This is a genomic window from Candidatus Frackibacter sp. WG13 (assembly GCF_900114655.1).
Taxonomy (GTDB): Bacteria; Bacillota; Halanaerobiia; order Halobacteroidales; family Acetohalobiaceae; genus Frackibacter.
Genome location: NZ_FOTT01000002.1, coordinates 194,392 through 219,383, shown reverse-complemented (window position 1 = coordinate 219,383; position 24,992 = coordinate 194,392). Strand labels below are relative to the sequence as shown.

General features: G+C 28.8%; 25 protein-coding genes. 3 read left to right on the top strand and 22 right to left on the bottom strand.

Annotation, left to right across the window (positions count from 1 at the left end):
* Positions 1-484: RNA-guided endonuclease InsQ/TnpB family protein (locus BM077_RS02605; protein ID WP_143078995.1), on the top strand; the 484-nt coding region annotated here is incomplete at its 5' end.
* A 396-nt stretch (positions 485-880) separates the two neighbouring features.
* On the opposite strand, the gene BM077_RS02600 is transcribed toward BM077_RS02605, so the two are convergent.
* From BM077_RS02600 to BM077_RS02560, 9 genes are all read right to left on the bottom strand, one after another.
* The gene (locus BM077_RS02600; RefSeq protein WP_089747632.1) at positions 881-1,102 is read right to left on the bottom strand and encodes a type II toxin-antitoxin system RelE family toxin; all 222 of its coding nucleotides are present in this window, start codon (positions 1,100-1,102) and stop codon (positions 881-883) included.
* Positions 1,095-1,352 (bottom strand): AbrB/MazE/SpoVT family DNA-binding domain-containing protein, encoded by a 258-nt coding sequence (locus BM077_RS02595; RefSeq protein WP_089747634.1) that lies wholly within the window; start codon positions 1,350-1,352, stop codon positions 1,095-1,097. Before BM077_RS02595 ends, BM077_RS02600 begins: the two co-directional genes overlap by 8 nt.
* A 130-nt stretch (positions 1,353-1,482) precedes the next feature.
* Positions 1,483-4,581 carry a DEAD/DEAH box helicase gene (locus BM077_RS02590; RefSeq protein ID WP_089747636.1) on the bottom strand — a complete coding sequence of 1,033 codons (3,099 nt, stop codon included), beginning with the start codon at positions 4,579-4,581 and terminating at the stop codon, positions 1,483-1,485.
* 5 nt (positions 4,582-4,586) lie between these two features.
* Positions 4,587-5,408, bottom strand: a complete 822-nt coding sequence (locus BM077_RS02585) for a Hachiman antiphage defense system protein HamA (protein ID WP_089747638.1) — start codon at positions 5,406-5,408, stop codon at positions 4,587-4,589.
* A 203-nt stretch (positions 5,409-5,611) separates the two neighbouring features.
* The gene (locus BM077_RS02580) at positions 5,612-6,502 is read right to left on the bottom strand and encodes a UDP-2,3-diacylglucosamine diphosphatase (protein ID WP_176941585.1); all 891 of its coding nucleotides are present in this window, start codon (positions 6,500-6,502) and stop codon (positions 5,612-5,614) included.
* Positions 6,503-6,524: 22 nt separating this feature from the next.
* On the bottom strand, positions 6,525-8,411 hold the full coding sequence (locus BM077_RS02575; RefSeq protein WP_089747642.1) for a polysaccharide biosynthesis protein: 1,887 nt from the start codon (positions 8,409-8,411) through the stop codon (positions 6,525-6,527).
* Positions 8,412-8,444: 33 nt separating this feature from the next.
* Positions 8,445-9,422, bottom strand: coding sequence for an NAD-dependent epimerase/dehydratase family protein (locus BM077_RS02570; RefSeq protein WP_176941586.1), 978 nt, complete (start codon positions 9,420-9,422; stop codon positions 8,445-8,447).
* Between the two features lie 37 nt (positions 9,423-9,459).
* Positions 9,460-10,044, bottom strand: a complete 585-nt coding sequence (locus tag BM077_RS02565; protein ID WP_089747646.1) for a sugar transferase — start codon at positions 10,042-10,044, stop codon at positions 9,460-9,462.
* 88 nt (positions 10,045-10,132) lie between these two features.
* The gene (locus BM077_RS02560; protein WP_090095118.1) at positions 10,133-11,290 is read right to left on the bottom strand and encodes a glycosyltransferase family 2 protein; all 1,158 of its coding nucleotides are present in this window, start codon (positions 11,288-11,290) and stop codon (positions 10,133-10,135) included.
* A gap of 125 nt (positions 11,291-11,415) precedes the next feature.
* Between BM077_RS02560 and BM077_RS02555 the strand changes: the two genes are divergently transcribed.
* Both BM077_RS02555 and BM077_RS02550 read left to right on the top strand, forming a co-directional pair.
* Positions 11,416-11,703 carry a transposase gene (locus BM077_RS02555; protein ID WP_089747649.1) on the top strand — a complete coding sequence of 96 codons (288 nt, stop codon included), beginning with the start codon at positions 11,416-11,418 and terminating at the stop codon, positions 11,701-11,703.
* The gene (locus BM077_RS02550) at positions 11,691-12,614 is read left to right on the top strand and encodes an IS3 family transposase (protein WP_143018601.1); all 924 of its coding nucleotides are present in this window, start codon (positions 11,691-11,693) and stop codon (positions 12,612-12,614) included. The genes BM077_RS02555 and BM077_RS02550 overlap by 13 nt, the downstream gene beginning before the upstream one ends.
* A 104-nt stretch (positions 12,615-12,718) precedes the next feature.
* Here BM077_RS02550 and wecB read toward each other — a convergent pair whose 3' ends face one another.
* The 13 genes from wecB to rfbF all read right to left on the bottom strand — a co-directional run bounded on the left by wecB (position 12,719) and on the right by rfbF (position 24,974).
* Entirely contained in the window at positions 12,719-13,846 is a 1,128-nt protein-coding gene (gene wecB, locus BM077_RS02545; protein ID WP_089747653.1) for a non-hydrolyzing UDP-N-acetylglucosamine 2-epimerase, read from the bottom strand.
* Positions 13,847-13,886: 40 nt separating this feature from the next.
* A complete protein-coding gene (locus tag BM077_RS02540) occupies positions 13,887-14,687 on the bottom strand; it encodes a glycosyltransferase (RefSeq protein WP_089747655.1) in 801 nt (266 codons plus the stop codon).
* Between the two features lie 388 nt (positions 14,688-15,075).
* A complete protein-coding gene (locus BM077_RS02535) occupies positions 15,076-16,134 on the bottom strand; it encodes a hypothetical protein (RefSeq protein ID WP_089747657.1) in 1,059 nt (352 codons plus the stop codon).
* 100 nt (positions 16,135-16,234) lie between these two features.
* The gene (locus BM077_RS14165) at positions 16,235-16,474 is read right to left on the bottom strand and encodes an integrase core domain-containing protein (RefSeq protein ID WP_089747659.1); all 240 of its coding nucleotides are present in this window, start codon (positions 16,472-16,474) and stop codon (positions 16,235-16,237) included.
* Between the two features lie 43 nt (positions 16,475-16,517).
* Positions 16,518-17,018, bottom strand: coding sequence for a helix-turn-helix domain-containing protein (locus BM077_RS14160; RefSeq protein ID WP_445082257.1), 501 nt, complete (start codon positions 17,016-17,018; stop codon positions 16,518-16,520).
* Positions 17,019-17,110: 92 nt separating this feature from the next.
* Positions 17,111-17,557 (bottom strand): transposase, encoded by a 447-nt coding sequence (locus BM077_RS02520; RefSeq protein ID WP_089747661.1) that lies wholly within the window; start codon positions 17,555-17,557, stop codon positions 17,111-17,113.
* A 107-nt stretch (positions 17,558-17,664) separates the two neighbouring features.
* Positions 17,665-19,047 carry a hypothetical protein gene (locus BM077_RS02515; RefSeq protein ID WP_089747664.1) on the bottom strand — a complete coding sequence of 461 codons (1,383 nt, stop codon included), beginning with the start codon at positions 19,045-19,047 and terminating at the stop codon, positions 17,665-17,667.
* 197 nt (positions 19,048-19,244) lie between these two features.
* Positions 19,245-20,234 carry a glycosyltransferase family 2 protein gene (locus tag BM077_RS02510; RefSeq protein WP_089747666.1) on the bottom strand — a complete coding sequence of 330 codons (990 nt, stop codon included), beginning with the start codon at positions 20,232-20,234 and terminating at the stop codon, positions 19,245-19,247.
* 24 nt (positions 20,235-20,258) lie between these two features.
* Positions 20,259-21,677, bottom strand: a complete 1,419-nt coding sequence (gene wzx / locus BM077_RS02505; RefSeq protein ID WP_089747668.1) for an O-unit flippase-like protein — start codon at positions 21,675-21,677, stop codon at positions 20,259-20,261.
* Positions 21,658-22,560: an NAD-dependent epimerase/dehydratase family protein gene (locus tag BM077_RS02500; protein WP_089747670.1), complete on the bottom strand. Its 903-nt coding sequence runs from the start codon at positions 22,558-22,560 to the stop codon at positions 21,658-21,660. Before BM077_RS02500 ends, wzx begins: the two co-directional genes overlap by 20 nt.
* 15 nt (positions 22,561-22,575) lie before the next feature.
* A complete protein-coding gene (rfbC, locus tag BM077_RS02495) occupies positions 22,576-23,112 on the bottom strand; it encodes a dTDP-4-dehydrorhamnose 3,5-epimerase (protein ID WP_089747672.1) in 537 nt (178 codons plus the stop codon).
* A gap of 6 nt (positions 23,113-23,118) precedes the next feature.
* Positions 23,119-24,195: a CDP-glucose 4,6-dehydratase gene (gene rfbG, locus BM077_RS02490; RefSeq protein ID WP_218124632.1), complete on the bottom strand. Its 1,077-nt coding sequence runs from the start codon at positions 24,193-24,195 to the stop codon at positions 23,119-23,121.
* 2 nt (positions 24,196-24,197) lie between these two features.
* Positions 24,198-24,974, bottom strand: coding sequence for a glucose-1-phosphate cytidylyltransferase (gene rfbF, locus BM077_RS02485; protein WP_089747674.1), 777 nt, complete (start codon positions 24,972-24,974; stop codon positions 24,198-24,200).
* Positions 24,975-24,992: the final 18 nt, after the last annotated feature.

Below are 24,992 nucleotides of genomic sequence, written 5' to 3'. Positions count from 1 at the left end.
AGAAGCAGGTTTCATTCGTAAAAAATATCGTTCATTAAGAAGAAAGTTAGGTAAATCTAAAAAGATTAAAGCTATTAAGAATATTAATGACAAAGAGCAGAGATGGATGAGAGATTTAAACCATAAAATTAGTAAACAACTTATTAATCTTGCTGTGCAAGAGCAAGTTGGCACTATAATTATGGAGAATCTAGAGAATATCCGTAATACTGCTCAAAGTCTTAATAGAGCAGATAGAAACCTTCATAGCTGGACTTTCTATCAACTTCAACAATTTATTGAGTATAAAGCTAAATTAACTGGGATTAAAGTGGAATATATTAATCCTAAATATACATCCCAGAGTTGTTCTAAATGTGGTGAAGTTAAGAAATCAAATCGTAAAGCTAATTTATATTCTTGTGTGTGTGGTAATAATATCCACGCTGATTTAAATGCAAGTAGAAATATAGCAAATAAATATTTAGAACAACAATCTGCTTAATTGGTAATAGATTAAGTGCTTGAGTGCCTATATTAGCATTTATTGCTAGGGTTATACTATTAAAATATATAGTCGGCTATCTCAAGAAGGCTGATGGCACAGCCTAAAGTCGAAGTCATATTGGACTACTAGAAATAGATTGTCCTCTAATCATTCGACAACCTCGTAAGTTTCTTTAAGGAATCCTCGTTCGTGAGTTTCACGAACGGGCGGGGAGGATGTCAAGTATATTATTATATCATTATACGTGTTGTGAATCAACTCTTAGACTAAAAATCCCATAACACTGAGTGGTTCAATGTTATAGGATAAATATTTAAAATAAATCTTGCTTTTTTAATAATTTATATCTTCTGTCTGCTTCTAGATAGATATTTTCTCTAGAAGCTATAATGACTAATAAACCTTGTCCTCTTCTTTAATAAAATAAATAGTTCTAAAAGACCCTGCTCCTGAAAGGTTAAATTTGTATGAACATAATCCTTTTAAAGCAGAACTTTTCTTTCTAGGAGCATTCTCTAAACTTAATATTTTCTCAACTGCTTTATCTCTTAAGTGCTTTAAACTATCTAAATCCTTTTCTACAGACTTAGTTATTTCTATTGAGTATTTAGTCATCTAAATCCATACCCTTTTCTTTAGCATACTGTCTTAAGTTTTTTGTCTTTCCATTTTCATATTCTTTTTCAGTATACTCTTTAAGCTTAACTATAGGGTCTTCTACTGCTCGAGTTAATTTTAACTGCCCAAGTTCTACGTCTATAAATAATACTTCTCCTTTATCTATGCCAGAAGATTTTCTAACTTTTTTAGGAATTGTAATCCTACCTTTATCATCAACCTTAGTTACAATTTTTTCTTCGGACATATTCTCACCTGCCTTCTTGTGGGATTATCCCATCTTTGGCTCTATTATATATTAAATTGTAAAGTTAATATATAATTCTGATACTGGATAAAACTGTTTATCCTTTCTTTAGCCTGTTTGATATTATTCTTTAAGCCTCAATTAGCTCCCAGATTCTCTTCCATTCTTTGCCGTTAAGATTAGAATTTTGAGCATATCTATTCCACTTTTCCAGAGATAAATCTTGTAACCATTGTCTTGTTCCAGAAAGCTTATTCTCTTTAATAGAAAATTCATCACCAGTTAAATTTTGACTAATCTGCACAGCTAGAGTCCTTGGTACTCCAGCCATTCTTAAAGCTACTCCAATATCATTTGGTACTCCATAATAAATCATACTAGGCAGGTTTAATACTTCATCAACATCTTCCCTTTCACCTGATAAAGAGATAGATTGCATAGCTCCCATTCCCCAAGAAACCTTCCCAGTAATAGTTTGATAAATGTATTTTATACTTTTACGAATGTCATCATGAATTCCAGCTAATAAATCATCATATATTTTTGTCAAAGAGATACCATTGATCCATGCCTGTGTAACTGCAGCAACTAACCCAGGATTAAAAGAACCTTCTGTACCAGCTCCTAGATTAATTTCAGGTATTCCACCAAGGATTTTAATTAAATTTGTCATCTGCTCAGATTCAGAAATTACATCTTTCAAATTAATTTCTGCAAAGTTAGGTAAATTTCTCTTTTGAGCCATAAGGTAGTCTACTGTCATAGAACTAAAACCTGTTTGGTCTACAAGGGTAGCTACCCCCTTCCAGTTATCTTTTCTTTGTAAATAAGCTAAATATTTTTGAGCAATATTTAATAATTTCTTTCTTTCAGCTTCTCCTTTATCCGATAACTGTCGATATGCTAAACTTAACCTTAAAACTTCATCAATTACTTGCTCCACATTTTCAGAGATTTCACCATTTTCACTAATAAGATTTAATGTACCTGATATAAACTGTAATAATTGTGATAACGCCTGATTATCCATTACTAATTCTCTATCAAATTGTAACGAAAATTCATCAATATTTTTAATCGTTTCAAAAATAGCAGAATTTATACCTTCTCCTCGTTTCTGTAAAAAATCTTTAATCTCGTTTTCTCTTTCTTCTCCATTAGCCAAGAATATTATTCTCCCAGCATAATCCTTAAAAACCCTACCTGCTCTTCCAGCAATATTCCAAAACACCTCTGGTTCCATTTGTACATTCTCACCGAATGGACGAGGAAAATAAATCGTTCGAAAGATTACAGTCGAAATTGGGAAATTCATTCCTTGAGCCAAAGTTGTAGTTCCTACAATGTAATCAATATCCCCGTTAACAATCAATTTTTCAAGTAAAATCTTTATTTCTTCGGATAAACCACTATGATGAAATGCAACTCTTTTCCTTAAACAATCTAATAGAGTATGTTTCTCTCCTAATTCTTCTCTTGCAAATTTAATTAACAATTTTAAATCTTCACTTAAACCCACCTCGTCATCAATAGAATCAGCTAAGTCTTTGGCTTGATTTTCTGCATGGAAAGGAGATTCAGCTAGAATTAGAACTGCTCCTTTACTTATAAAACGCTTAGCCATAGCTGTAGCCATCGATTTTAAGCTTGAAGGTTTTGGTGTTGGGAACGTTATCTCTTCTTCAAACTCGGGGTAATCGGTGAATTCATCCATATGATCAGGTATAATTGTTTCCAAACTAAATTTATAATATCTACTTCCTTCAGGTTTATATCGTTTTAAGAGACTAATAATTTGACGGGTAGGTCTCCATTTGCTATATACAGGAAGACCTCTATCCCCTCCTAACCAGTGAGCAATTAGTTCTCGATTACTATCATCTTTAATAAAAGGAGTCAATAAAAGAGTACGAATATATTCATTCTTCCTTTTTAATGTTGCCAGGAGAAATTCAAGAGCTGGTCCGCGATTATTATCAGATATATTATGAGCCTCATCGACAATAACAAAAGAAAGTTCTTTTACAGAAGGATGATTTGAACGAACTAATAAGTTAAGTTTTTCAGGTGTCGTAACTAAAATATCTATTCTTTCATCGAGTAACTCTTCCTCAACTTTATCTATTTCATAAGCAGGAATAGTAGCTTCAATGTTATAATCCAAATTTATAAATGTATTCCTTAAATCATATAAGGATTGATGAACTAATGCTCTGGTAGGCACAACATAAGCTATTTGCCCCTCACTATTCATTTCTAATGTTTGAGCTATTAAAAAATGAGCTAATAAACTTTTTCCAGCACTAGTATGCATCTGGATAACGATTGCAGAAGTTAAAGGTCTGTCAATTCCACCTTGAAAAGCATCCACTTGCGAAGGCAAAAGTTGAAATATAGGTTTTTCATTACCCCTAGCCACCATTTCCTCAACAAATTCATCCATCCTGGTACCGGTTTTTAACTGTTTCCAGATACTATTTTTTATAGTTATCTCCAATCCTTTAATGATGTTTTCAATAGAATATTGAAATCTAGCATCTACTCCACTACTGAATCCTTCTTTAATATTATCAAAATATCGATCTAACTTAACATTAATCTGGGCTGGGTGTCCTTTCTCTAGATATTGATTAACATCATTTAGAGCAGCTATCGTATTATATAGAATTACAAGTTGACCCATTTCTCGTTGAGATAAGAAACCTGCTTTAACCATTACTTCTTCTTTTTCTTCTTGTATCTCAATTAATCTATTTATATTTTCATTTACAGTATCAATATCTTTAAACCCCTTACCTTGGCGCACAATTAAAAGATATAATCTCATAGTCTCTATGTATAATATCTCTACCCAATTATATTTATCATAATCTATATCAGTCAATTCTTCTTCTTCTAAAAGCAAACGAATATCATTTATTCTCTGATTTAGAAGACCTAAAGTTGTAATTGAAACTAGTTGCTCATAATATGATAATAGATTATCACTTTGTTTTCCCTTTAAATAATAAATAGCAAATTTTAAAAAGTATGATAAATTAACCTCATCCTTATTATTTTCATCACTTATGTTATAAAGAGCATGAATTAAGCGAGAGTAATTTAAAGCATCATTACTTTCATCTTCATCTATATAACTGTTAAGAGAAAGTAATTTACGGGTGAATTGTTCATTAAAATTTTTATAATATGTATTACTTGCCTTAATAATCTTCTGTTTAGAATCCATAACAATCACCCTCCTCTTGCTTTATCATAAACATATTTTGATAATTTATTAACATCTTCTTTAATTCGAATAATTACAAACCTTACCTTTCTTGTAGCTGAGCTTTCATGCTCTAACAAATCCCCCACATCATCCATATGGAAAAGTTCAGCATCGCGTAATAAAAACGGAACTCCTACAATTATCAGGTTATCAGGTTCTAGCATAAAACGAGCGGCTAAGTCAACATATATCTCCTTAACTTCTTCTGGAGCATGTTCTATATAATAAGCCAACTCTTCATTAATCTCTTTTTTACTTGAAAGGAGATATGGTATCTTATTTTCAAGACAACCCTTATCCCCAGCTTTATGTACAACCCCCGGTGGATTATTCGTATCTTTAGAGACTTTTACTTCGCCTAAGACTAAAATAGGATCTTCATCTTTCATTTCTACTCCTAATAGATCGATACCTCTAGTAGCCAATAAAGGTTTTTCTTTAGTTGACAATCTGCTTAAATGAATATCCGTATTAAAATATTTCTTCATTGTCAATTGAGCAATAACTTCACCAAATTCTGATCTAACTACCTGAAAGCCTGCTTTCTTCCCTTCTTCCCAATAAGGGATCCTATTATTAATTAATTCTTTTATAAAATTAGTTTTAAGTGGACCATTTGTAGGAAGGTGTTCTAATAAAGAATCAATGCTAGTATAACACTTTTTTATAGAATTAGCTAATTCATCAATTTTATCTTCATCATCTAAACTTATATTAAAGTCATAATCATAATATTCATTATGACCGATTTTCTTTTTTTGACCAACAATTAATTCAATACTCATGTTAGTATCTCTCCCTTGATTTAGCTAATTCTGTTCTATTTCATAATAACTATTGATAGTCATCCGTATGATTTAAATAACGCTAATTATAAACGAAATTAAGTATCTCCTGCCAATACTTAAACCTATTTAATTATATTTTATCATAAATAGGAAATTTTATCAAACAAATGTTCGTCTCGGCTTTGTATAAAGATCAATAGTCACACTAATATGCTTATCTTTTCTTCTTTAGCATTAACCAATTTCATCTCACCTTGCTCAAAAAGAGCATAATAAGGATCTTGGTTAGGATTAGTCCAGGAACCTAGGTTGGTATATAGTTTCCCTCCATTATCACTGATCAAATCTTCTTGATGAGTGTGACCGATGATACCGTATTTTAACCCTTTTTCTTCTAACCCACTAAAGACTGCTTGTTGGTATTGAGCCCAAGCCCCTTGATAATTCTTATCCTGGGGTATGGTCTGGCTTTGAATCCTTATTACTTCCTTAGTAAAGTCATCTTCTTTGGTAAAGAAGACTTTATCAACGAAGCATCTTACGATTCGCTTTAACATATTTACTTTAGCTTTTAAAGTTCGGAAAAAAGGAATCATTTTAGCTAATTCTATATCTATATCTTCGTCTAGGTGTCTTTCTAAAAAGCCTACTACTTCGGCAATCTTCTGACCAATGGAACCGCTAATCCTATCTTTAGCCTGCTCGATATCATTAAACTCATTAAACTGATGACCATGTAAAGCCCAGATGCCGTTCTCTTGGTCTATATATTGCTCTAATACTTTTATATTACCAAAATAGCTTCCTTTAAAACGAGAAAAAGGAAGGTAGTCATGATTGCCATAGACATAGATCACTCTATCTGTCTCAGCTAATCTAAATAGCTTAGCGAATAAGTCACTATGATAGAATAGAATCTTCTCTAAGTCAGCCTGCCATAGTTCTAAAAAGTCACCGACGATGATTAATTGACTATCTTCTTCGGCGATTATTTGATCTAGAAAGTCCATAAAGATATCTTTATAAATAAAATCATCGGTTCGACTACCATCACCGATATGTAGATCACTGACAAAGTATTTTTTACACAAGTCTTTTAGAACCTCCTGTTCTTTAATCGTTAACAACAGCAGCAGTCTGATTCTTAGCTTCAACTATTTCATCCATATTATCTCGATTAGGCTTATATGTTCCCACTAATTTTACTAAAGCGGTTACTATCGCTGATGAATCACTGATTTTAATTAATCTTTCTAATTGATTTAAACTATCATATAAGTTCTCCTGATTAACTGATTCCAAATTAGTTATGAAGATTCTTTCATGGTCTGTAGATATACTATTTTCACCATCATATAATAATTCCTCATATAGTTTTTCACCTGGTCGTAAGCCTATAATCTCTATATCAATATCTTGACCTATTTCTAAACCTGAAAGTTTAATTAAATCTTTTGCTAAATCGATAATCTTTACAGATTCTCCCATATCTAGAACAAAGACTTCTCCACCTTTCCCTAAAGAACCAGCTTGGATAACTAATTGCGCTGCTTCTGGAATAGTCATAAAGTATCTTTCGACTTCTTCATGGGTTACTGTCACAGGTCCGCCCTGAGCAATCTGCTTTTTAAATAATGGAATAACGCTACCTTTACTACCTAGGACATTACCAAATCTCACAGCCATAAATTTAGTCTTGCTCTTATTATTTATAGCTTGTAGTATCATTTCAGCAGTTCGCTTAGTTGCTCCCATGACATTAGTTGGATTAACTGCTTTATCAGTTGAGACTAAAACGAATCGTTTTACATTAAACTCATCTGCCGTTTCTGCAACCTTTTTAGTCCCTAGTACATTATTCTTAATTGCTTCCTCAGGATTATACTCCATTAATGGAACATGTTTATGCGCAGCAGCATGAAAGACAACATCTGGTTGATATTGAGCAAAGGTCTGTCTTAATTTCTGCTTATCCCTTATACTACCAATTATCGGTATGATTTCTGCATTATTATAATTACCTTTTAATTCTAACTCAATAAAATAGGTGTTATTTTCAGAAATATCAAAGATAATTAATTGTTTAGGGTTAAAGCGAATGATTTGCCGACATAATTCAGAACCGATAGAGCCTCCACCACCGGTAACTAGAACTGTCTTATCTTGTAGATATGAAGAGATATCATCAGTATTTAAATCAACCTGATCTCTTCTTAATAAGTCTTCAACTTTAACTTCTCGAATTTGATTAAGATTAAATCCACCATTGATAATTTCATCTAATCCAGGAACTATCTTAATTTCTACTCCCTTTTGATTACTCAAATCATAGATATTCTCGATTGCCTCACCAGAAGTTGAAGGAATAGCTATAATTACTTCGGAAACATTATGCTTGTCTATAATATCAGGAATATCGTAACGGTCACCTAATACTTTCTTACCGTGAATTTCTAAACCTATCTTCTCTGGGTCATCATCTACTAAACCTACTATACACTTTCCTAACTCCGGATGCTTATATACTTCACGAATTAGAATCTCTGCTGCATCTCCGGCACCTACAATTAGAACTCTTGTTTCAGCATCATTACATCTTTCATATTCTAAATGGTCTTTTATTAACCGAAGGATAAACCTTAATCCCCCCAAGAAGAAAAGATCTAATACACCACTAATAACCACAACACTGCGAGAAAAACTTATTTGAGCTAAAAAGATATAAAGAGTAAATGACAAATTAATTAATGCTACTATCTTAATAATAGATTTTAATTCATTAATACTAGCATAACGCCACATCTTTTTATATAAACCAGAAAAATATAAGATTATCATACCAATTATGGATAGAATAATTGAATAAGAATAACTAAATTGACTTAGCCAGCTACCGTCGAACCTTAGGATAAAACCAAAAATTAGAGCTAAGTTGATTAATAATAGATCAATAAATATTAATCTTGGTTTTTTGTATAATTTTAATAGTAAGTCGATCAAATTTATCACCTCTTCCCTAATAAAGTAGATCTATTATTTATAATACTCATAAGAATCTTTTAATCCTTCTTTAAAATTATAGTCTAAGTCAATATTCAACTCAGTCTTTATCTTGTTATTATTGACATTAAAATTATTTGATAAAGTAATTAATTTGTTAATAGGAGATATATTTAAATTAAGCTTCTTAAAAAGGCTAATTAATGCGCCTGGAATTCTAATTTTTTTAATGTTAATTGCAAAAACATCACTAATGTTATTTACTATTGCTTTATAAGTATAATTTTTTTCAGATACAAGATATACTTCTCCATACGTGGCAGAGTTATTGATAATTTTCAACATAATGTTAGCAACATCTTTTACATGAATTATTGGTTTACAGTAATCACCATCACCTATAAAAGGTAAGTATCCCCGTTTAGCAAAGTCTATTAACTTTTTGTAATTACCACGGTCCTGATTACCATATATAGTAGCTAATCTTAAAATAGTAATAGGGAAATTTTTATTTTGATATAATTTTAAACCAATTTCTTCAGCTTGGTATTTACTTTTAGCATATGCAGTTTGAGGGTTTACCCTGGCTGTTTCATCAACTATTTCATTAGTTTCCGGACCATAAACAGATATAGTACTACTAAAAATAAAATGTTCAATTTTCTTTCTTAAACCAAGCTCAAATAAATTCTTAGTCCCTTGAGTATTAATTAAATAAAACTCATATACTTCTTCTTTATTTTTAGGTTTAGTATGAACCTTTGCTGCTAAATGGATTATGATATCTATTTCCTTATCTATATTAAATAATTCTTCTTGGTCTGTTATATCTAATTTTAATAATTTAATGTTATCTCTATCTTTAAATCGAATTAAATTATCAAATGCTCTATCTAATAAGAGTAATCTATTATTAGTATTAATTAATTTCCTTACTAATTCATAACCTATACATCCATTAGCCCCAGTGATTAATATATTTTTGTTATCAAGATTTTTTAATTTAGACAATAGTCTAATCTCCTTTATAAAGTTAATATTATTAAGCCTACAATTTTAGATTGTTTCCCTCGTTTTCAATTATATCATCACTTTTAATTACCTTTAAAATAGTAAGAAAAATAATCTTTAGATCTAACCAAAAAGAGTAATTTTTCAAATAATACAGGTCATATTTAAACTTTTGTTGATCATCTATATTATCTCTTCCATTTATCTGGGCCCAACCTGTAATCCCAGGCTTTATTTTATTAACACCAGATTCTTTTCTATTTTTGATTAATTGTTTCTGAGAGAAGAGAGGAGGTCTAGGACCTACAAAACTCATATCTCCTTTTAAAATATTAATTAACTGCGGCAACTCATCTAAGCTAGTTATTCGTAAAAATTTACCTACTTTAGTTATATATTTATCACGATCATTAAAATCATTAGTAGGAATATCAGGAGTGTCAATCCGCATAGTCCTATATTTATAGATAGTAAAAGCTTTGTTATATTGACCTGGCCTTCTTTGAACAAAGATAGGATTCCCCTTTGATTCTAATCTAATTAGAATTGCTATTAAAATTAAGATTGGTAATAAAACAATTAATAATATAGATGATAATATAACATCAAATAATCTTTTCACAATTTTTATTCCCCCTTATACATTTTAAATATTCATCTCTTGATGAATAAAATATTCTAAAAATATAACTTTATTAAATTGAAGTTTTTTAATCATTTCTTTCAACTTTATCCCAAGTTACACTCTGTTTATTTGTTAAAAATCTTATAAAACCTAAAAATAAAGCCAAATTCATTGACACAAAATAATAAGGAATATAGAGTTTACCTAATCTTAACCCATTCTTGTCTAAATAATATCCTAGAAGAGCTAATAAATATCCAACTATTTTAATAATAAACATAACTTGAAAAAAGTTCATATCTAATAAAAAAATGTTGCTGATAAATAAAATTATCAAGCAAAAAGGAATTAGCCAACGAAAAATTCTATGTGACCAAAAGGCAAAAGAAACTTTTAAGTCTTCAAACCATAATAATGATTTTAATATTTTTATAGATTGATAATCTCCTGCTCCAATTCTAATTTTTCTTTTAAATTCATCTGATAAACTTAAACTAGTATCTTCATACGCTATAGCTTTATCTTCATATAATAATCTATATCCTTGTTTAATTACTGTCATTGAAATAACAAAGTCATCTATAATTGTATTAGTAGGTATAAAACGAAATAACTTCTTTCTTATAGCATATATCCCCCCATTAGCACCAATAACAGAATGAATTTTACTTTCAATCCTTTTTAATAATTTTTCATACTTCCAATAAACACCTTCGCCTTTCCCTCCAACATTATTATTAGGATTTATAAATTTTAAATTTCCACAGACTCCCCCTACTTCCGATGAAACAAAAGGTTGGACTATCTCCTTTAGCGCGTTTACTTCATATAGAGTATTAGCATCAGAAAATACTATTATCTCTCCTTTAGCTTTGGGAACTAATGTATTTAAAACGTTAGTTTTGCCACCACGGTCAGTAATATTATAAAATTGAATTAGGTCACCAGCATATTTTTTTATAATTTCATTTGTTCTATCCGTTGAACCATCCGAACCTATTAAAATTTCAAGTTTATCATTAGGATATTCTAATTCTAAACAGTTATTTATTTTTTCTTCTATTACTTTCTCTTCATTATAAGCCGCTATTACTAAAGAAACTTTTGGAAAGTAATCAATGACGTCCTTTTTTTGTGTTACTTGATTAAAAATCTTTGAATATATTATTAAAATTAAGGGATACCCCATATATGTATAAAAAATAAAAATTAGACTAACCAAGAATAAAACCATAAATAACATCTATTTCACCCCATATTTATTGTCAATTTATTTAAAATTAATATAACTATATTTGTTACGCCCCCTAAAAATGTTGGACAAACACCAACTTAACATTTTATAATAATTATAGGGGGTAAAAGCAAATGCCAAAATCTTATGATCCTGAACTTAAAATGGAAATTGTACTTCGTGTTCTTAAAGGTGAAAATATATCTGATCTAGTTGAAGAATATGATGTCAGTCGCCACTCCATCTATGTCTGGAAAAAGGATTTTTTAGATGGAGGGATGAGTAAACTTAGTGGTGAATCTCCTACCGAACAAGAAGCTAAATTAAAAGAAAAAGACGAGCAAATCCAGCAGATGCAAAAAATTATTGGTCAACAAAAAGTACAGATGGAAATCCTTAAAAAAAAGCCCTGGCAGGATTAAATAAAGACGATAAAATTAAAATAATAAATAGTTTAAAAACAGATTATACCATCTCTGAACTATGTAGAACTTTTAATATAGCCAGAAGCACCTATTATTACCGTCAAAACTGTAATGATAATCAGGAAAATAATAATGAAAATAAACTCTATACAGGTCATCATGCCTATGATAAAGATGGAAGTTTAATACCAGAGCATAAAGTAGTTTCACTGGTAAAAGAATACTGTAATGAGTTTCCTCATTTAGGCTACAGAATGGTAACTAACTACTTAAATTATGAGAAAGAGCTCAAAGTTAATCATAAGTGGATTTACCGCATTATGAATGTCTTAGATCTCCTGCAAGATCAGATAGTACCAAAGCCTAAAAATTATCAATTAAAACAGAAACATGAACTAACTGGACCTGATCAACTATGGGAAATGGATATGGTCCAGATGTACATAGATAAAAGTGGAGAATGGGTATATATGTTTGACATAATTGATGTTTATACTAGAGAAATAGTTGGCCATCATGAAAGTCTAAGATGCCGTACTAAAGAAGCCCTTAAAGCTTTAGAACAAGCTACAAACAATAGAAATACTGAAAATTTAACATTAAGAACTGATAATGGAACACAGTTTAGAAGCAGAGAATTTCAGAGAAAACTTAAAGAGCTTGATATACTTCATGAGAGGACTACAGTAAATACACCTGAAGAAAATGCTCATATAGAAAGTTTTCATGGTACACTTAAACGCTCTGAAATTTATCGTAACCATTATTCTGATATTACCCATTGCAAAAAATCAATTGATAAATTTATTGATAGATACAATAACAGAAGACCACATTCATCTGTTGGTAAAATACCACCAGCAGTCTATCATAAAAATATTATTAATAACTTGATTTCAAGAGTTTAATTTGCTGCATAAGCGAGAAATTTAATGAAATTCTATGTTTAATAAATCTAATTAAATTTTGTCCAAATTTAGAGGGGCAAGCTCATATTCTTATATAGTGCATTCTAATTTTGATATCCAAATTTAGATAATAATATCCTTATTATTCTTCTACTAGCTTTACCATCCCCATAAGGATTAACTGCATTAGCCATTTTTTCATATTCTTTATTATTATTTAATAATTTATTAACTACAGATACTATCATATTCTTATCAGTTCCGATTAATTTTACTGTCCCTGCTTTTACTGCTTCTGGTCTCTCCGTTGTGTTTCTCAAAACTAATACAGGTTTACCAAGACTAGGAGCTTCTTCTTGAATCCCTCCAGAATCTGTCATAACTAAATATGACCTAGACATCAGGTTAACAAATGGTTTATAATCAAGTGGTTCAACTAAATGAATGCGTTCTACATCCTTTAAAGTATCATTAACAAGCTGTCTTATTTTAGGATTTAAATGAACTGGAAATACAATCTCTACATCTTTATTACTTTTTACTATTTCATTTACACTTTCAAAAATATTTCTCATTGGTTGACCTAAGTTTTCTCTACGATGAGAAGTCAAAAGAATAACTTTTTTATTATTAAAATCGATTTTTTTTAATTCAGGTACGTCAAATTCATAACTTTCATCAACAACTCCTAACAAAGCGTCTATTACAGTATTTCCTGTTACAAAAATTTCATCTTTAGGAATATTCTCTGCTAAAAGATTATTTTTAGATATTTTAGTAGGAGCGAAATGAAAATCAGCTAATACCCCTGTCAAACTACGGTTTATCTCCTCTGGATAAGGAGAATATTTATTATATGTTCTAAGCCCTGCTTCTACATGCCCAATTTTTATTTTTCGATAAAAAGATGCTAGTGCACTGACGAAAGTAGTAGAAGTATCACCATGAACTAAAACTATATTAGGCTTTTCTTTAATAATTATTCTTTTCAAACCTTCTAATATATTAATTGTCACATCAGTAAGAGATTGAACTGATTGCATAATATTAAGATCATAATTGGGTTTAATCTTAAATAAACTTAATACTTGGTCTAACATTTCACGATGCTGAGCAGTAACAGTCACAATGGAATCTATTCTTTCTTCTTGTTCAAGTTTCTTAATTACTGGAGCCATTTTAATTGCTTCCGGTCTAGTACCGAAGATTGTCATTACTTTTAAGTTTGACATCTACTATTCCTCCTAAAATAATCGCTTCTAAATAGGTTAATTAGTCCATATTTTCAAACAAAGCCTTTAATTTATCTTCTTCTCTTTCCCAAAATAAATCTTGTAGTTTTATTTGTCTTATATTATTTAGAATAAGTTCTAAATTTAATTTTCCTTTAATTAAGTTATCTATTAGAACCGAAATATCATCTACAGAATATGGATTTACTAATAAACCTATCCTATTTTCATCTACATGCTGTCCTAATTTAGTATTTTTTGAAAACACACACGGTTTTCTAAAAACTAAAGACTCAAAAAATTTATTACTAGTTGCATATCTGACATTAATATCTTTACTAGGATAAGCAGCCCATACGACATCAGACACTTTATAGAATTTAGATATATCTTCATATTGATATCTACCAAAAAAATGAACATTATCTAGACCTAAAGAATATTTCTCTAGCCTTTCTTTATCTGGTCCCCATCCAAAAAATAATAATTCCACTTCCTTTCCCTTAACTGCATCTATTAAATTTTTATAAATTTCATAATATCTTATAGTACCTATAAATGAAATTTTTAGCCTTTCACTTTTAAACTTGAACTTTCCTTTATTATTTAGTATTTTCTTTTGAGGTTTATTGTCTATAACTATCTTTTTACATTCAACGTCTTGATATTTATCTTTAAAGAATCTAGATGCAAGTAATAAAATATCTCCGGATGAAATAAATATCTCTTCTAGCTTTTTCAAACTTTTAAATATAAACTGACTTGTAGAGGCAGGAAGGTCTGGTATATCATAAATAACTTTAGAATCAGTTGATTTAATCAATTTTGATAAAATCAACATATCCCAGTTATACGCAATAATATAATCTGGATTATAATCTTTAATAACTTTCTTACTATATTTATAATAATTAAATAATCCTAATAATTTACTAAATTTATTCCCATAACCTGTGTTATCACTGTAAATAAAATATTTTCCCTCATTGCTTGTATCTTGTTTATTTTTTATATTTTTTCTATCCCAAGCTAAATATTTAATTGCAACTTTATTATCTAATACTTTTTCTAAAGAATCAGCGATTTTTTGACTTCTCGGATCAATTGGATAAAAGTTAGTTATATATAATAGTTTCTTAATTTCAATTGCCTCCTTCTATGATGTGATTTATTACAAACCAAAAATCTTTTTAATTTCCTTTAAATCCTATAATTTTTATACTTAATACTTAATCATTAAACAGTATATTAATAATTTCTTGTTTAATATTGCTTTTACTATAATCTCCAATAATATTCTCAAAAATATTGCTTTTATATTGGTTTTGATTCGTAAAATATTTATTTATTAAATTTAAAAATTGATTTATATTATCAAATTCATCACCTAATTCTGGATACTTATTTAAATAATAGTTTGTAAATACATTACTATAAGATAATATTTTCTTTTTAAACACAAGACTATCAAAAAAAACACCACTTACTCTATACCTAAAATTTTTATTAAAAAATAATGTAATAATATCTGCACTATACAGTTCATCAATGTAATCTTGATATGCTATTCGGTCACTTCGAACTGTTAATTGTTCATCCTTAAAATCAATATTTTCAGACTTAACAATTAGTTTAATTTTGTCATTTAGTAATTTCTTGCGCTTAGGATTCTGAATTAATTTTTTTATAATATCATCATCATTACTACTACTAGGAGCTAAAACTAAAAATTCCTCATTGTTAGAATGCTTTTCAATTATATTTAATTTTGAAAAATCAAGTGGATGATGATTGATCCAAATTTTATTAGATACACCTAATGAATATAAATAGTCCTTAATAAATTCTTCATAAACAATATGCTCTACATTATTGTAGATATTTTTAAAAAAGAATTTTTTAACCATACTTGTCAATTCATCCACGTTATTGTGATTAAATACTAAAGTTCTAGTAGTAACATTCTTTCTCCAAGCTAGAGAAAAAGATATAGTTTCATAGCTACTTACTAATACCACATCATAATAACTAATATCAATATTTTGAATTAACCATCTTATTTTTAAAAAATTTTTTAGTCTATAATCAAATTTACCCTTATAATTAAAGTACTTTTCTGGAATAAAAATTTTATTGGTTATAACACTACTGACATTTACCAAGTAATCCTTTTTAGTAACTAAGTCGACTCCCTGTATATTATTTAACTCATTTAATATATCTAGTAAGTATTTATTAATATCTTTATGTCCAGAAGGACATAATAAATCTATAAAAAGTATTTTCATAAAATCACCAACTTATATTAAAATATGAAACAATAACTTACTCTACAAAAACATTATAAATTCATTGTTTTTTATGAATTAACTCTGTACTTTAGATCTCTTAAAGTTTATAATTAATTCCACTATGTAAATGTTCATGATTATACCAGTGAACAAACTTAGAAATCCATTCTCTAGCTTCTGTCAGGTTCTTAAAGCCTTTGTTAGGATAAACAGGTCTATACTTCATTGTTTTAAATAGTGATTCAGAATAGGGATTATCGTTACTTACTCTTGGTCTTGAAAATGAACTTTGAACTCCTAGTTTTTCGAGTGTTGCTATAAATGTTGCTGATTTCATAGGGCTACCATTGTCAGAATGTAATACCAATGGTTTATCTTTTTTAGCTGCCTTGGAAAAGAGTTGCTTTTTTAATTAATCTTTTAGAGTACTCAGCATTTTCTGTTTCCCAGACTTCATGAGCAATTATTAGTCTGCTAAACATATCAATAATCATATAGAGCTTAAAGAATTTACCTTTAATAAAAGCATTAAGCCAGGTTACATCCCAGGTCCAAACTTGATTGGGAGCAGTAGCTATATGAGTTGGTACTTCTCTTTTTACTGGTTCCTTAGATTTACTCCTATGGGTATTTAGTTTTTCTTCAGCTAATACTCTGTAAAAAGTTGATTCCGAAGCAATATATTTACCCTTATCAGCTAATTTAGGTACAATTTTTGACGGTGGTAAATCTGCATATTCTTTACTATTGGCAATTTTAATAATTTTTTCTCTTTCTAGTTTTGTTAATTTGTTTTTAGGTGGTTTTCTTTTAATCAGTGGTCTTTGATCTTTTCTGATACCACCATTTTTAGTCCACCTTTGGTATGTGCGAGAGCTAATTCCAAGCTCTCTACAGGCTGGCTTTAACCTTGCACCATTTTCTCTTGCTTTATTGATCAGCCTTACTGCTTTTATGCGATCTGAATCACTGATCAGTCATCATTAGGGTCCCCCCAAATCGCATTTTCCTTATATCTTAGTTCTTTTTGGAGTTCTTTATTTTTCTGTTGTTCATTTTTTAGATTATCTTTAAGTTCTTTTGGATCTTCTAGTTTATTATCATTAGCATTTTGACATTGCTTAGCCCAGCTTTTTAATTCTTTAAGATGAATTCCTTTTTCTCGGCAGTATTTAGAAGTTTCCAATTCAGAAAGACTGGCAGTTTCTAAGACAGCCTGAAATTTATCTTTAGAAGTCCATTTACTTGCTCTTTTACTGGTAGCAGAGCTTTCATTAAGAACTTTAGCTCTCCAAGAGTAAAGAGTATTCTTAGGTATATCTAATTCTTTTGCTAGATCAGATACTTTCTCAGCATTTGGTGGAGCAAGTCTTTTAAAAACAGATTCTTTTAATTCTTTGGGATAAACTTTTTTTGGCATATTAATTCTCCTTAGGATTTATTGTCGTTACTTTATTATACACAAATTTTATTCCTTACGACAACTATCCTAACATATAGGGTTAAGTTAACATATATGATAATTAATTATAACTGGTCCACAACTATAATCTTTCTTTTTGCAAATAACCCTAAAAATAAACCTAATACTATAGATACCTTTATACCAAAGCCCATAATAGTCGAAATAATCAACATAAGTACCAAAGATATATAATAATCATTTGAATTGTTAGATAATAATCCTCTAAAACATTTAAAAATAACAACTGTTATGAATAATAATCCTAAGAAACCATTTTTTAAAAAAATATAATTTATAGAATTATGTGGAGTATGAAACTTTCTTAAAATGATTTGAGTATTAGAATAATCATCTTGCCCAAAATAAGGAAAAGGATAATAAGTATCTGAAAAATAACCACCTGCTCCTTTCCCAAATAATAATAACAATTTATTATTATTTAACATATCAGCATAAGTATTCATGAATTCCAAAAATCTTACCGCAGTTGAATGTCTCATATTATAAGGATTAAACTTGAAAATAGAAGTGATTTGTTCTACTTTCATTTTTAAAACTACGTTCCCTTCATTAATTAAGTTATATGTCAAACTTGATCCTACAAATAAAATTAAAATAATCATAAATAAACTTATAAAGTCTATCTTTTTAAATGAAATTAATTCTAATAACTTTTTTATAATTATAATAATTAAAAGCATTATTATAATTATAATCATCATAGATCCTATTTGATTGAATATCTTATTAATTAAATAAACAAATAACGTAAAAATCGAAAATTTTTTAAATTTCCTTCCAAAGTAAGTCGTTCTCATGAATGAATTTAAAATTAATACTCCTGCTACATAAGGGGCAATGGTTATATATAAAGGAGCATTAAAAAAATAATGAGTAAATAATCCTCCCCATACAATGGCATAAGGAAATAATGTAAGTTGTTCGTAAATTTTTAAAATATTATCTTCAGTCTGACTTAATACATACCCATAATACACTATAGTTGTAAATAACATTAAAATATCTACTAAATATCTATAAAAAAAGATTTTAATATTAAAAATGCCAATACTTACTTGAAATATTAAAAGAACTATTACAAAAATCATTAGATTGTTAACAATAATCTTTTTACTTTTAATTGTAACAAAAATAAATCTCAAAAATATAACTATAGTTAAAATATGAATAGGAGACACACCGAAAACATTCATCGTAAACCAATTAAATAACTTTTCTTTTGAATTAAGACTTGGAAAAACTAATTGCAATACCATAAATGGTAAAAATAATTCAACTATTTTATGTTTTAAAAGTCCATATATAATTAAACTAAAAAATAAAACTAAAAAAAACTCATAGGAAAATTGACTCAAGGAAATTATATATAATAACACATATAAAACACTATATACTAGAATATCCCTTTTCCATTTTTGATTCATACATAAATCACTTCCATATTCATAATTAATAATCGTTGACAATCCAATTAGTCCATATCAGCTATATAATCATACTTAAAATCCATCTTTTAAAGTTGATTTAAATTATCTACTGTTTCTTTTTTAGCTAATCTTCGGAGGATGCTTTTTTATCTTATGTTTACGATAAATTTTATTTTTATTATTTGTTTCCAGTATTATAAATTAAGATAATATTTAACAGCTATAATTTTATTATATACTCTTTTAATAAATCTATATTGGCTTTTTAAATTAGTTCGATACCCCCATTGATCCACCATTCCTTGAATTCTGTTTTCTTGAATTAATTCATTCAAAAAATCAAGAATTTGTTTGTTCATATTAATATTTCTTATTAAATATTTTCTTATATTATAGTCTATGACTTCCCATTTTCTTAAGGTTTCTTGTTTTGCACTCTCATTTGCTAAAATGCGATAATAATTTAATTTTTTATTAATAAAATATACGTTAAAATTATAACAATAATTAGCATGTAATACATAATCACTTGAAGGAAAATATTTAGGATTATAACCACCTAATTTTTTTAAATAATCTGTTTTCATTAAAACACCTAATGTCCCAGCACTTTGGTTACCTAAAAAAAAGTCAAAAAGAGATAATCTCTTTTTTTCTTTAGAAAAGAAATTCAATACTTTTTTAATTATCTCATACTTTGCTTTTGATTTATTCTTATTTCCTCTTAAATCAATAATATTATTTCTAAAATATAATCCATCAATATCATCATCTAAATAATTAACACATTCAATCAAATAATCGTCACTCAACCAATCGTCATCATTAAGTATTGTAATATATTCACCCTTTGCAAGTTCAATACATCTATTCCAATTTCCAAACATACCTATGTTTTTTTCATTTTTAAAGTAATAAACGTTATCTTTTAAATGTTTTTTTACTATTTCTTGAGTTAAAACCCCACTTGGATCATTATCAATAATTATAATCTCGTAATCATCAATATTTTTTTGATTTACTGCACTTTGTAAAGATTTTTCTAATAATTTAGGTCTCTTAAAAGTTGGGATTGCTATAGTAAATTTACAATTACCACGACCTGCATTACCTAAAACCATCTTTGATTCTATATCTTTATACTTTTTAAAATTATCTACATAAGCAAAATAATCTTTAGGCATAAATACTCCTCCACTTAATCAAATTCAAATTATCGTTTTAACTTTTTGTAAACTAAATTTGAATCCTAAAATAAATAATTCTTTATAGTTTGTCTTTAAATCCTTTAAAATCTCTAATGGCCATTTCCAATTATTATAAGATAACTGCACAATAAATTGCGAAGTAAGAATACCTAAGATTCCAAAAGAAGTAAACTTTAAAAGCATAAAGGAACATATAGCTATTCCAAATCCAGATAATAAAGCTGATTTAACAAATGGAACCTCATTTTTTGTTGTTATTAACGTAGCAGAAATACTATGATTCAACTCTAAGAATAATATAACTGCTAAGAAAAATAAATATTTTATTGGTAACAACTGCGTCTCACTTCCAATTAAATTTAGTACTTTATCACCTAAAAAAACTATAACTACCGTCCCTACTAAATAAGTCCCCCATCCTATTATTAAGCTAGTACCAAACCACTTCTTCAAAGTTGACACATTATCTTTAACCCTATATTGATTAAATAAGGGAATATAAGTATTAAATAAAGTAGAAGAACTCCTTTTTAAAACGTTTAATAATTGTAATGATAATCCATATTGAGCAACTATCTCTAAATTTAAAAATTTTGAAGCTAATAAAGTATTAGCTCGTAATATAAAAAATGACCCTACTGAAACTAATCCTAATTTATAAGAATTATTCCATAAAATTTTAAAAAGTTTTAGTGTGCTCTTAGATTGCTTCATCTTAGTTATCTTTTCAAATTTACTTTTAATATCATTTGTGTAAAAATAGTTATAAGAAGTAACTCTATTAACTAAACTGCCTAACAAATTACCGACAGCAACTGCTATCAAACCATAGTTTAACGTCAACCCAACAAAACTAAATATTATATAAAACAATTTTGAAAAAACAATCGTCTTGTGGGATTCTTTTATAAAACCTCTACCTAATAATAATGGCGTATAATAATAGAAATAAAAATTAAAAACTGCAGATAATACATAAATAATCCACGCTATTAATATGTTGTTTTGATTATTTATATTTGTTGAAATATCCTTTATATACCATGTTCCTATAGTAATTAATAATAAAAATGCTAAAATAGCAATAACCTTATAAATCCTTTTCGCTGTTTTTATTACAGAATATAATAAGTTATAATTAACTTCGTTAGATAATTTTTGTTCTTTATTTATACCCGTCTTTACTAATTTATTAGCTCCACTGAAAACATAACTAACATTTCGCATTATAGTTTGCCGAAAACCAAAATCCAATAAATTAACTAAACTTGAAATAGATAAGAATACATACCATATAGCTAGTTCTTCACTTGGTAGTTTCCTTAGTATAACTGGTAATAGAAATATTCCTGCGCTAAATTGAAATATCTGAGAAAAATAACTCCAGACTACATCTTTATTATTTATCTTTATTTCCATTCTTCGCCATCCTCTTTAATCCTTCTTCTAATGAGATTTTCGAGTTCCAACTGGGCAAGGTTTCAAAATCACTCCATAATTCCATTACTTCCCTTTTCCTGTAAGGTCTTCCTCCCCATTCAACTTTAATTTCATATCCTGTTATTTCTTCATATAAACCTATCAAATCTTTTAACTTAATTTCACGTCCAGAGCTAACTCCATATTTTTCATGTTCAAAGTTCTCTTTTTCGAATAATTCATATGCACAAATAAATGCTTCAACTACATCTTCAATATGAACTAAATCTAACTTTTGTTCACCAGGTGACATTTTCAAAACTTTCTTTTCTTTAGCAAACTTGCTTAACAAATTAATAAGTTTAGAACGCCTATCATTCTCTCCATAAGTGTCAAATAATTTTAACGTTACCGCTTTAAAATCTAATGCTTTAACATAATACTCTAAAAGTTTTTCAAAAGCCTCTTTAGTTGCAGCATATAAACATACAGGATTATATTCTTCATTCTTATAATGTTGCCATGATGTACCTGTATTTATGATTCTTTTAACATTTGATTTAGCCATTGCTTCTAAAATATGTGTTCCAAACTTCAAATTACTATCTATTAATCCATCTATATCTTCTGCCTCATGCTCGGCAATAAACAAAGAAGCTAAATGAAATACTACTTCTGCATTTATATTATTAAAGTAATCAATTAAATTCTGTATTTGATTATCATACTCAAATATCTCTACTTCATTTAATATATCTTCTATATTTTCATAAGTAGAACTTTTTCTACTTATAATATGAACCTTATATCCTTCTTTAACTAACCTTCTACTTAAATTTGAACCTACAAATCCTGTTCCTCCAGTAACTACTACCCTTTCCATAGTTAACTCTCCTTCTTAAAATGGACTATCAAACTTATCAAGACTTATGAATTCTTGGTCTCTTTTTGAAACTATTGGTTCTTCTAATCCCCAATCCATGCCAAAAGAGTTCCAACTAATTCCAGTATCATAATCACTACTATAAACTGTTGAAACATTATAAACTGTAATTGTGTTATCTTTTAAAGACTTAAAACCATGTGCTAAACCTTTAGGTATATAAATCGATTTTTTATTTGTTGCTGATAGTTCTATAGCTATATAATCTCCGAATGTATCAGAGTTTGTCCTTAAATCTAATACCACATCTAATACTTCTCCCTTTGGCACATATACAAGTTTTTCATGATCATAAGGTGGTAATTGAAAATGCATTCCTCGTATTACATTCTTTTTAGAAACAGAATAATAGCTCTCTTTAAAATCAGTACACAATCCATTTTTTTCAAAAATATCTTCATGATATATTTTAGAGAAAACTCCTCTATTATCACTGAAAACTGGATTCTGTATAATATATACTCCCTGTAACTTCGTCTTTATTAATTCCATTTATTATCAACCTTTTTTAATGAAGTTTTTAATTTGCTTTACACACAATTCATACACATTATTATCTTGATAATTCTTATACCAATCAACAGTCAATTCTAACATCTCTTCAACATCTAATCTTGGACTCCAATTCAAATAATATCTTGCTTTACTTATATCAAGCTTTAATAGTTCAGCCTCATGCGGTTCATCATTGGATGAAGTATCTATCCAATCTCCTGAACCCCAACAATCTATAAGCTTCTCTACTAATTCTCCTACAGTTACTATAGAGCTTTCTTCTGGGCCAAAATTCCATCCACCTATATATTTTTTAGGTTCTTCATATAACTTTGACGCTAATAATAAATAACCACTCAATGGCTCTAAGACATGCTGCCAAGGTCGTATTGCTTGTGGACTACGAATCTTTATTTTCTTTCTTGCCTGTAATGCAGTTATACAATCGGTCATCAATCTATCCTTAGCCCAATCTCCTCCACCGATAACATTTCCTGCTCTTACAGAAGCTAAAGCTACTCCATGTTTGTCTAAATCTTGTGGATTAAAAAATGATCTTCTATAAGCAGAAGTTACTAGTTCAGCACAACCCTTACTTGAACTATAAGGGTCATATCCTCCCATGGGATCATTTTCTCTATATCCCCAAATCATTTCTTTATTTTCATAACATTTATCACTAGTAACATTCACTACTACTCTTACTGACTCTACCTGCTTAGATGCTTCTAAAAGGTTAACTGTTCCCATTACATTTGTCTCATAAGTCTCTCTTGGCTCTTCATAAGATAACCTTACTAATGGTTGAGCAGCTAAGTGAAATACTATTTCTGGTTTATATTCTTCAAATACTGATAATAGTTTATCAAAATCTCGTACATCGCCTCTAATATCAGTTATTTTACTACTTAGGTTAGTTACTACAAAATTATCTTTTTCTCTATAGGGATCAAGGGCATAACCTATTACATTAGCTCCTAATTCATTTAACCAAGTTATTAGCCAAGAACCTTTAAATCCAGTATGACCAGTAACTAATACATTTTTATCCTTAAAAACTCCATTAAATATCTTATCCATTTCTATTCCCATACCTTCCAAAAAGCATTATTATTATTCCATAGTGTATTTAAATGCTTTACATCTCTCTCATGATCCATACATTCCCAGTTGCCTTTATGTTTATAAACCATAACCTTTCCTTCTTTTGATAAACTCTCTAAAGGACCTATTTCAAAATCACAATCCTCGTCTGGTCTTAAGTAACTTAATAATTCTTTATTAAAAACCATATAACCACCATTAATTAACCCTTGGGAAGTTTGAGGTTTCTCTTCAAAAGATTTTACTACGTTATCTTCTTCTATTAACTCTCCAAACCTTGCCGGTGGATGCACCCCAGTAATAGTAACCATTTTACCATGTGATTTATGAAATTCAATTAAATCATCTATGTTTACGTCTGCTACTCCATCACCATAAGTTAATAAGTTTATATCATCATCTAAGTACTCCTCAATCCTTTTAATCCTTCCACCTTTTAAAGTATTAAGTCCAGTGTCTACTAAAGTTACTTTCCAATCCTCTTCACCATGTCCATTATGAAATTCTAAGTTAGAGCTACCTAATCCAATAGTAAAATCATTATTCCTAGCTTCATAATGTAAAAAGTAGTCCTTGATTACATCACCTTTATATCCTAAGCAAATAACAAATTCATTAATTCCATAGTGAGCGTACGTCTTCATTATATGCCATAGAATAGGCTTAGTCCCTATTTTAACCATAGGCTTAGGTATTAAGTTTGTCCTGTTTCCTAATCTTGTTCCAAATCCTCCTGCTAAGATTACAGCCTTCACTATAAACTCCTCCTATAC

What these genes read in the sequence shown, in the direction of transcription:
- BM077_RS02535 (WP_089747657.1), bottom strand. Translation starts at nt 16,134, where the DNA reads ATGAAAATACTTTTTATAGATTTATTATGTCCTTCTGGACATAAAGAT.
- BM077_RS02510 (WP_089747666.1), bottom strand. Translation starts at nt 20,234, where the DNA reads ATGCCTAAAGATTATTTTGCTTATGTAGATAATTTTAAAAAGTATAAA.
- rfbC (WP_089747672.1), bottom strand. Translation starts at nt 23,112, where the DNA reads ATGGAATTAATAAAGACGAAGTTACAGGGAGTATATATTATACAGAAT.
- BM077_RS02585 (WP_089747638.1), bottom strand. Translation starts at nt 5,408, where the DNA reads ATGAGTATTGAATTAATTGTTGGTCAAAAAAAGAAAATCGGTCATAAT.
- BM077_RS02555 (WP_089747649.1), top strand. Translation starts at nt 11,416, where the DNA reads ATGCCAAAATCTTATGATCCTGAACTTAAAATGGAAATTGTACTTCGT.
- BM077_RS14165 (WP_089747659.1), bottom strand. Translation starts at nt 16,474, where the DNA reads ATGAAATCAGCAACATTTATAGCAACACTCGAAAAACTAGGAGTTCAA.
- BM077_RS02540 (WP_089747655.1), bottom strand. Translation starts at nt 14,687, where the DNA reads ATGTTGATTTTATCAAAATTGATTAAATCAACTGATTCTAAAGTTATT.
- BM077_RS02600 (WP_089747632.1), bottom strand. Translation starts at nt 1,102, where the DNA reads ATGACTAAATACTCAATAGAAATAACTAAGTCTGTAGAAAAGGATTTA.
- BM077_RS02560 (WP_090095118.1), bottom strand. Translation starts at nt 11,290, where the DNA reads ATGTTATTTATGGTTTTATTCTTGGTTAGTCTAATTTTTATTTTTTAT.
- wzx (WP_089747668.1), bottom strand. Translation starts at nt 21,677, where the DNA reads ATGGAAATAAAGATAAATAATAAAGATGTAGTCTGGAGTTATTTTTCT.
- BM077_RS02515 (WP_089747664.1), bottom strand. Translation starts at nt 19,047, where the DNA reads ATGAATCAAAAATGGAAAAGGGATATTCTAGTATATAGTGTTTTATAT.
- wecB (WP_089747653.1), bottom strand. Translation starts at nt 13,846, where the DNA reads ATGTCAAACTTAAAAGTAATGACAATCTTCGGTACTAGACCGGAAGCA.
- BM077_RS02595 (WP_089747634.1), bottom strand. Translation starts at nt 1,352, where the DNA reads ATGTCCGAAGAAAAAATTGTAACTAAGGTTGATGATAAAGGTAGGATT.
- BM077_RS02500 (WP_089747670.1), bottom strand. Translation starts at nt 22,560, where the DNA reads ATGGAAAGGGTAGTAGTTACTGGAGGAACAGGATTTGTAGGTTCAAAT.
- BM077_RS02590 (WP_089747636.1), bottom strand. Translation starts at nt 4,581, where the DNA reads ATGGATTCTAAACAGAAGATTATTAAGGCAAGTAATACATATTATAAA.
- BM077_RS02520 (WP_089747661.1), bottom strand. Translation starts at nt 17,557, where the DNA reads ATGCCAAAAAAAGTTTATCCCAAAGAATTAAAAGAATCTGTTTTTAAA.
- rfbG (WP_218124632.1), bottom strand. Translation starts at nt 24,195, where the DNA reads ATGGATAAGATATTTAATGGAGTTTTTAAGGATAAAAATGTATTAGTT.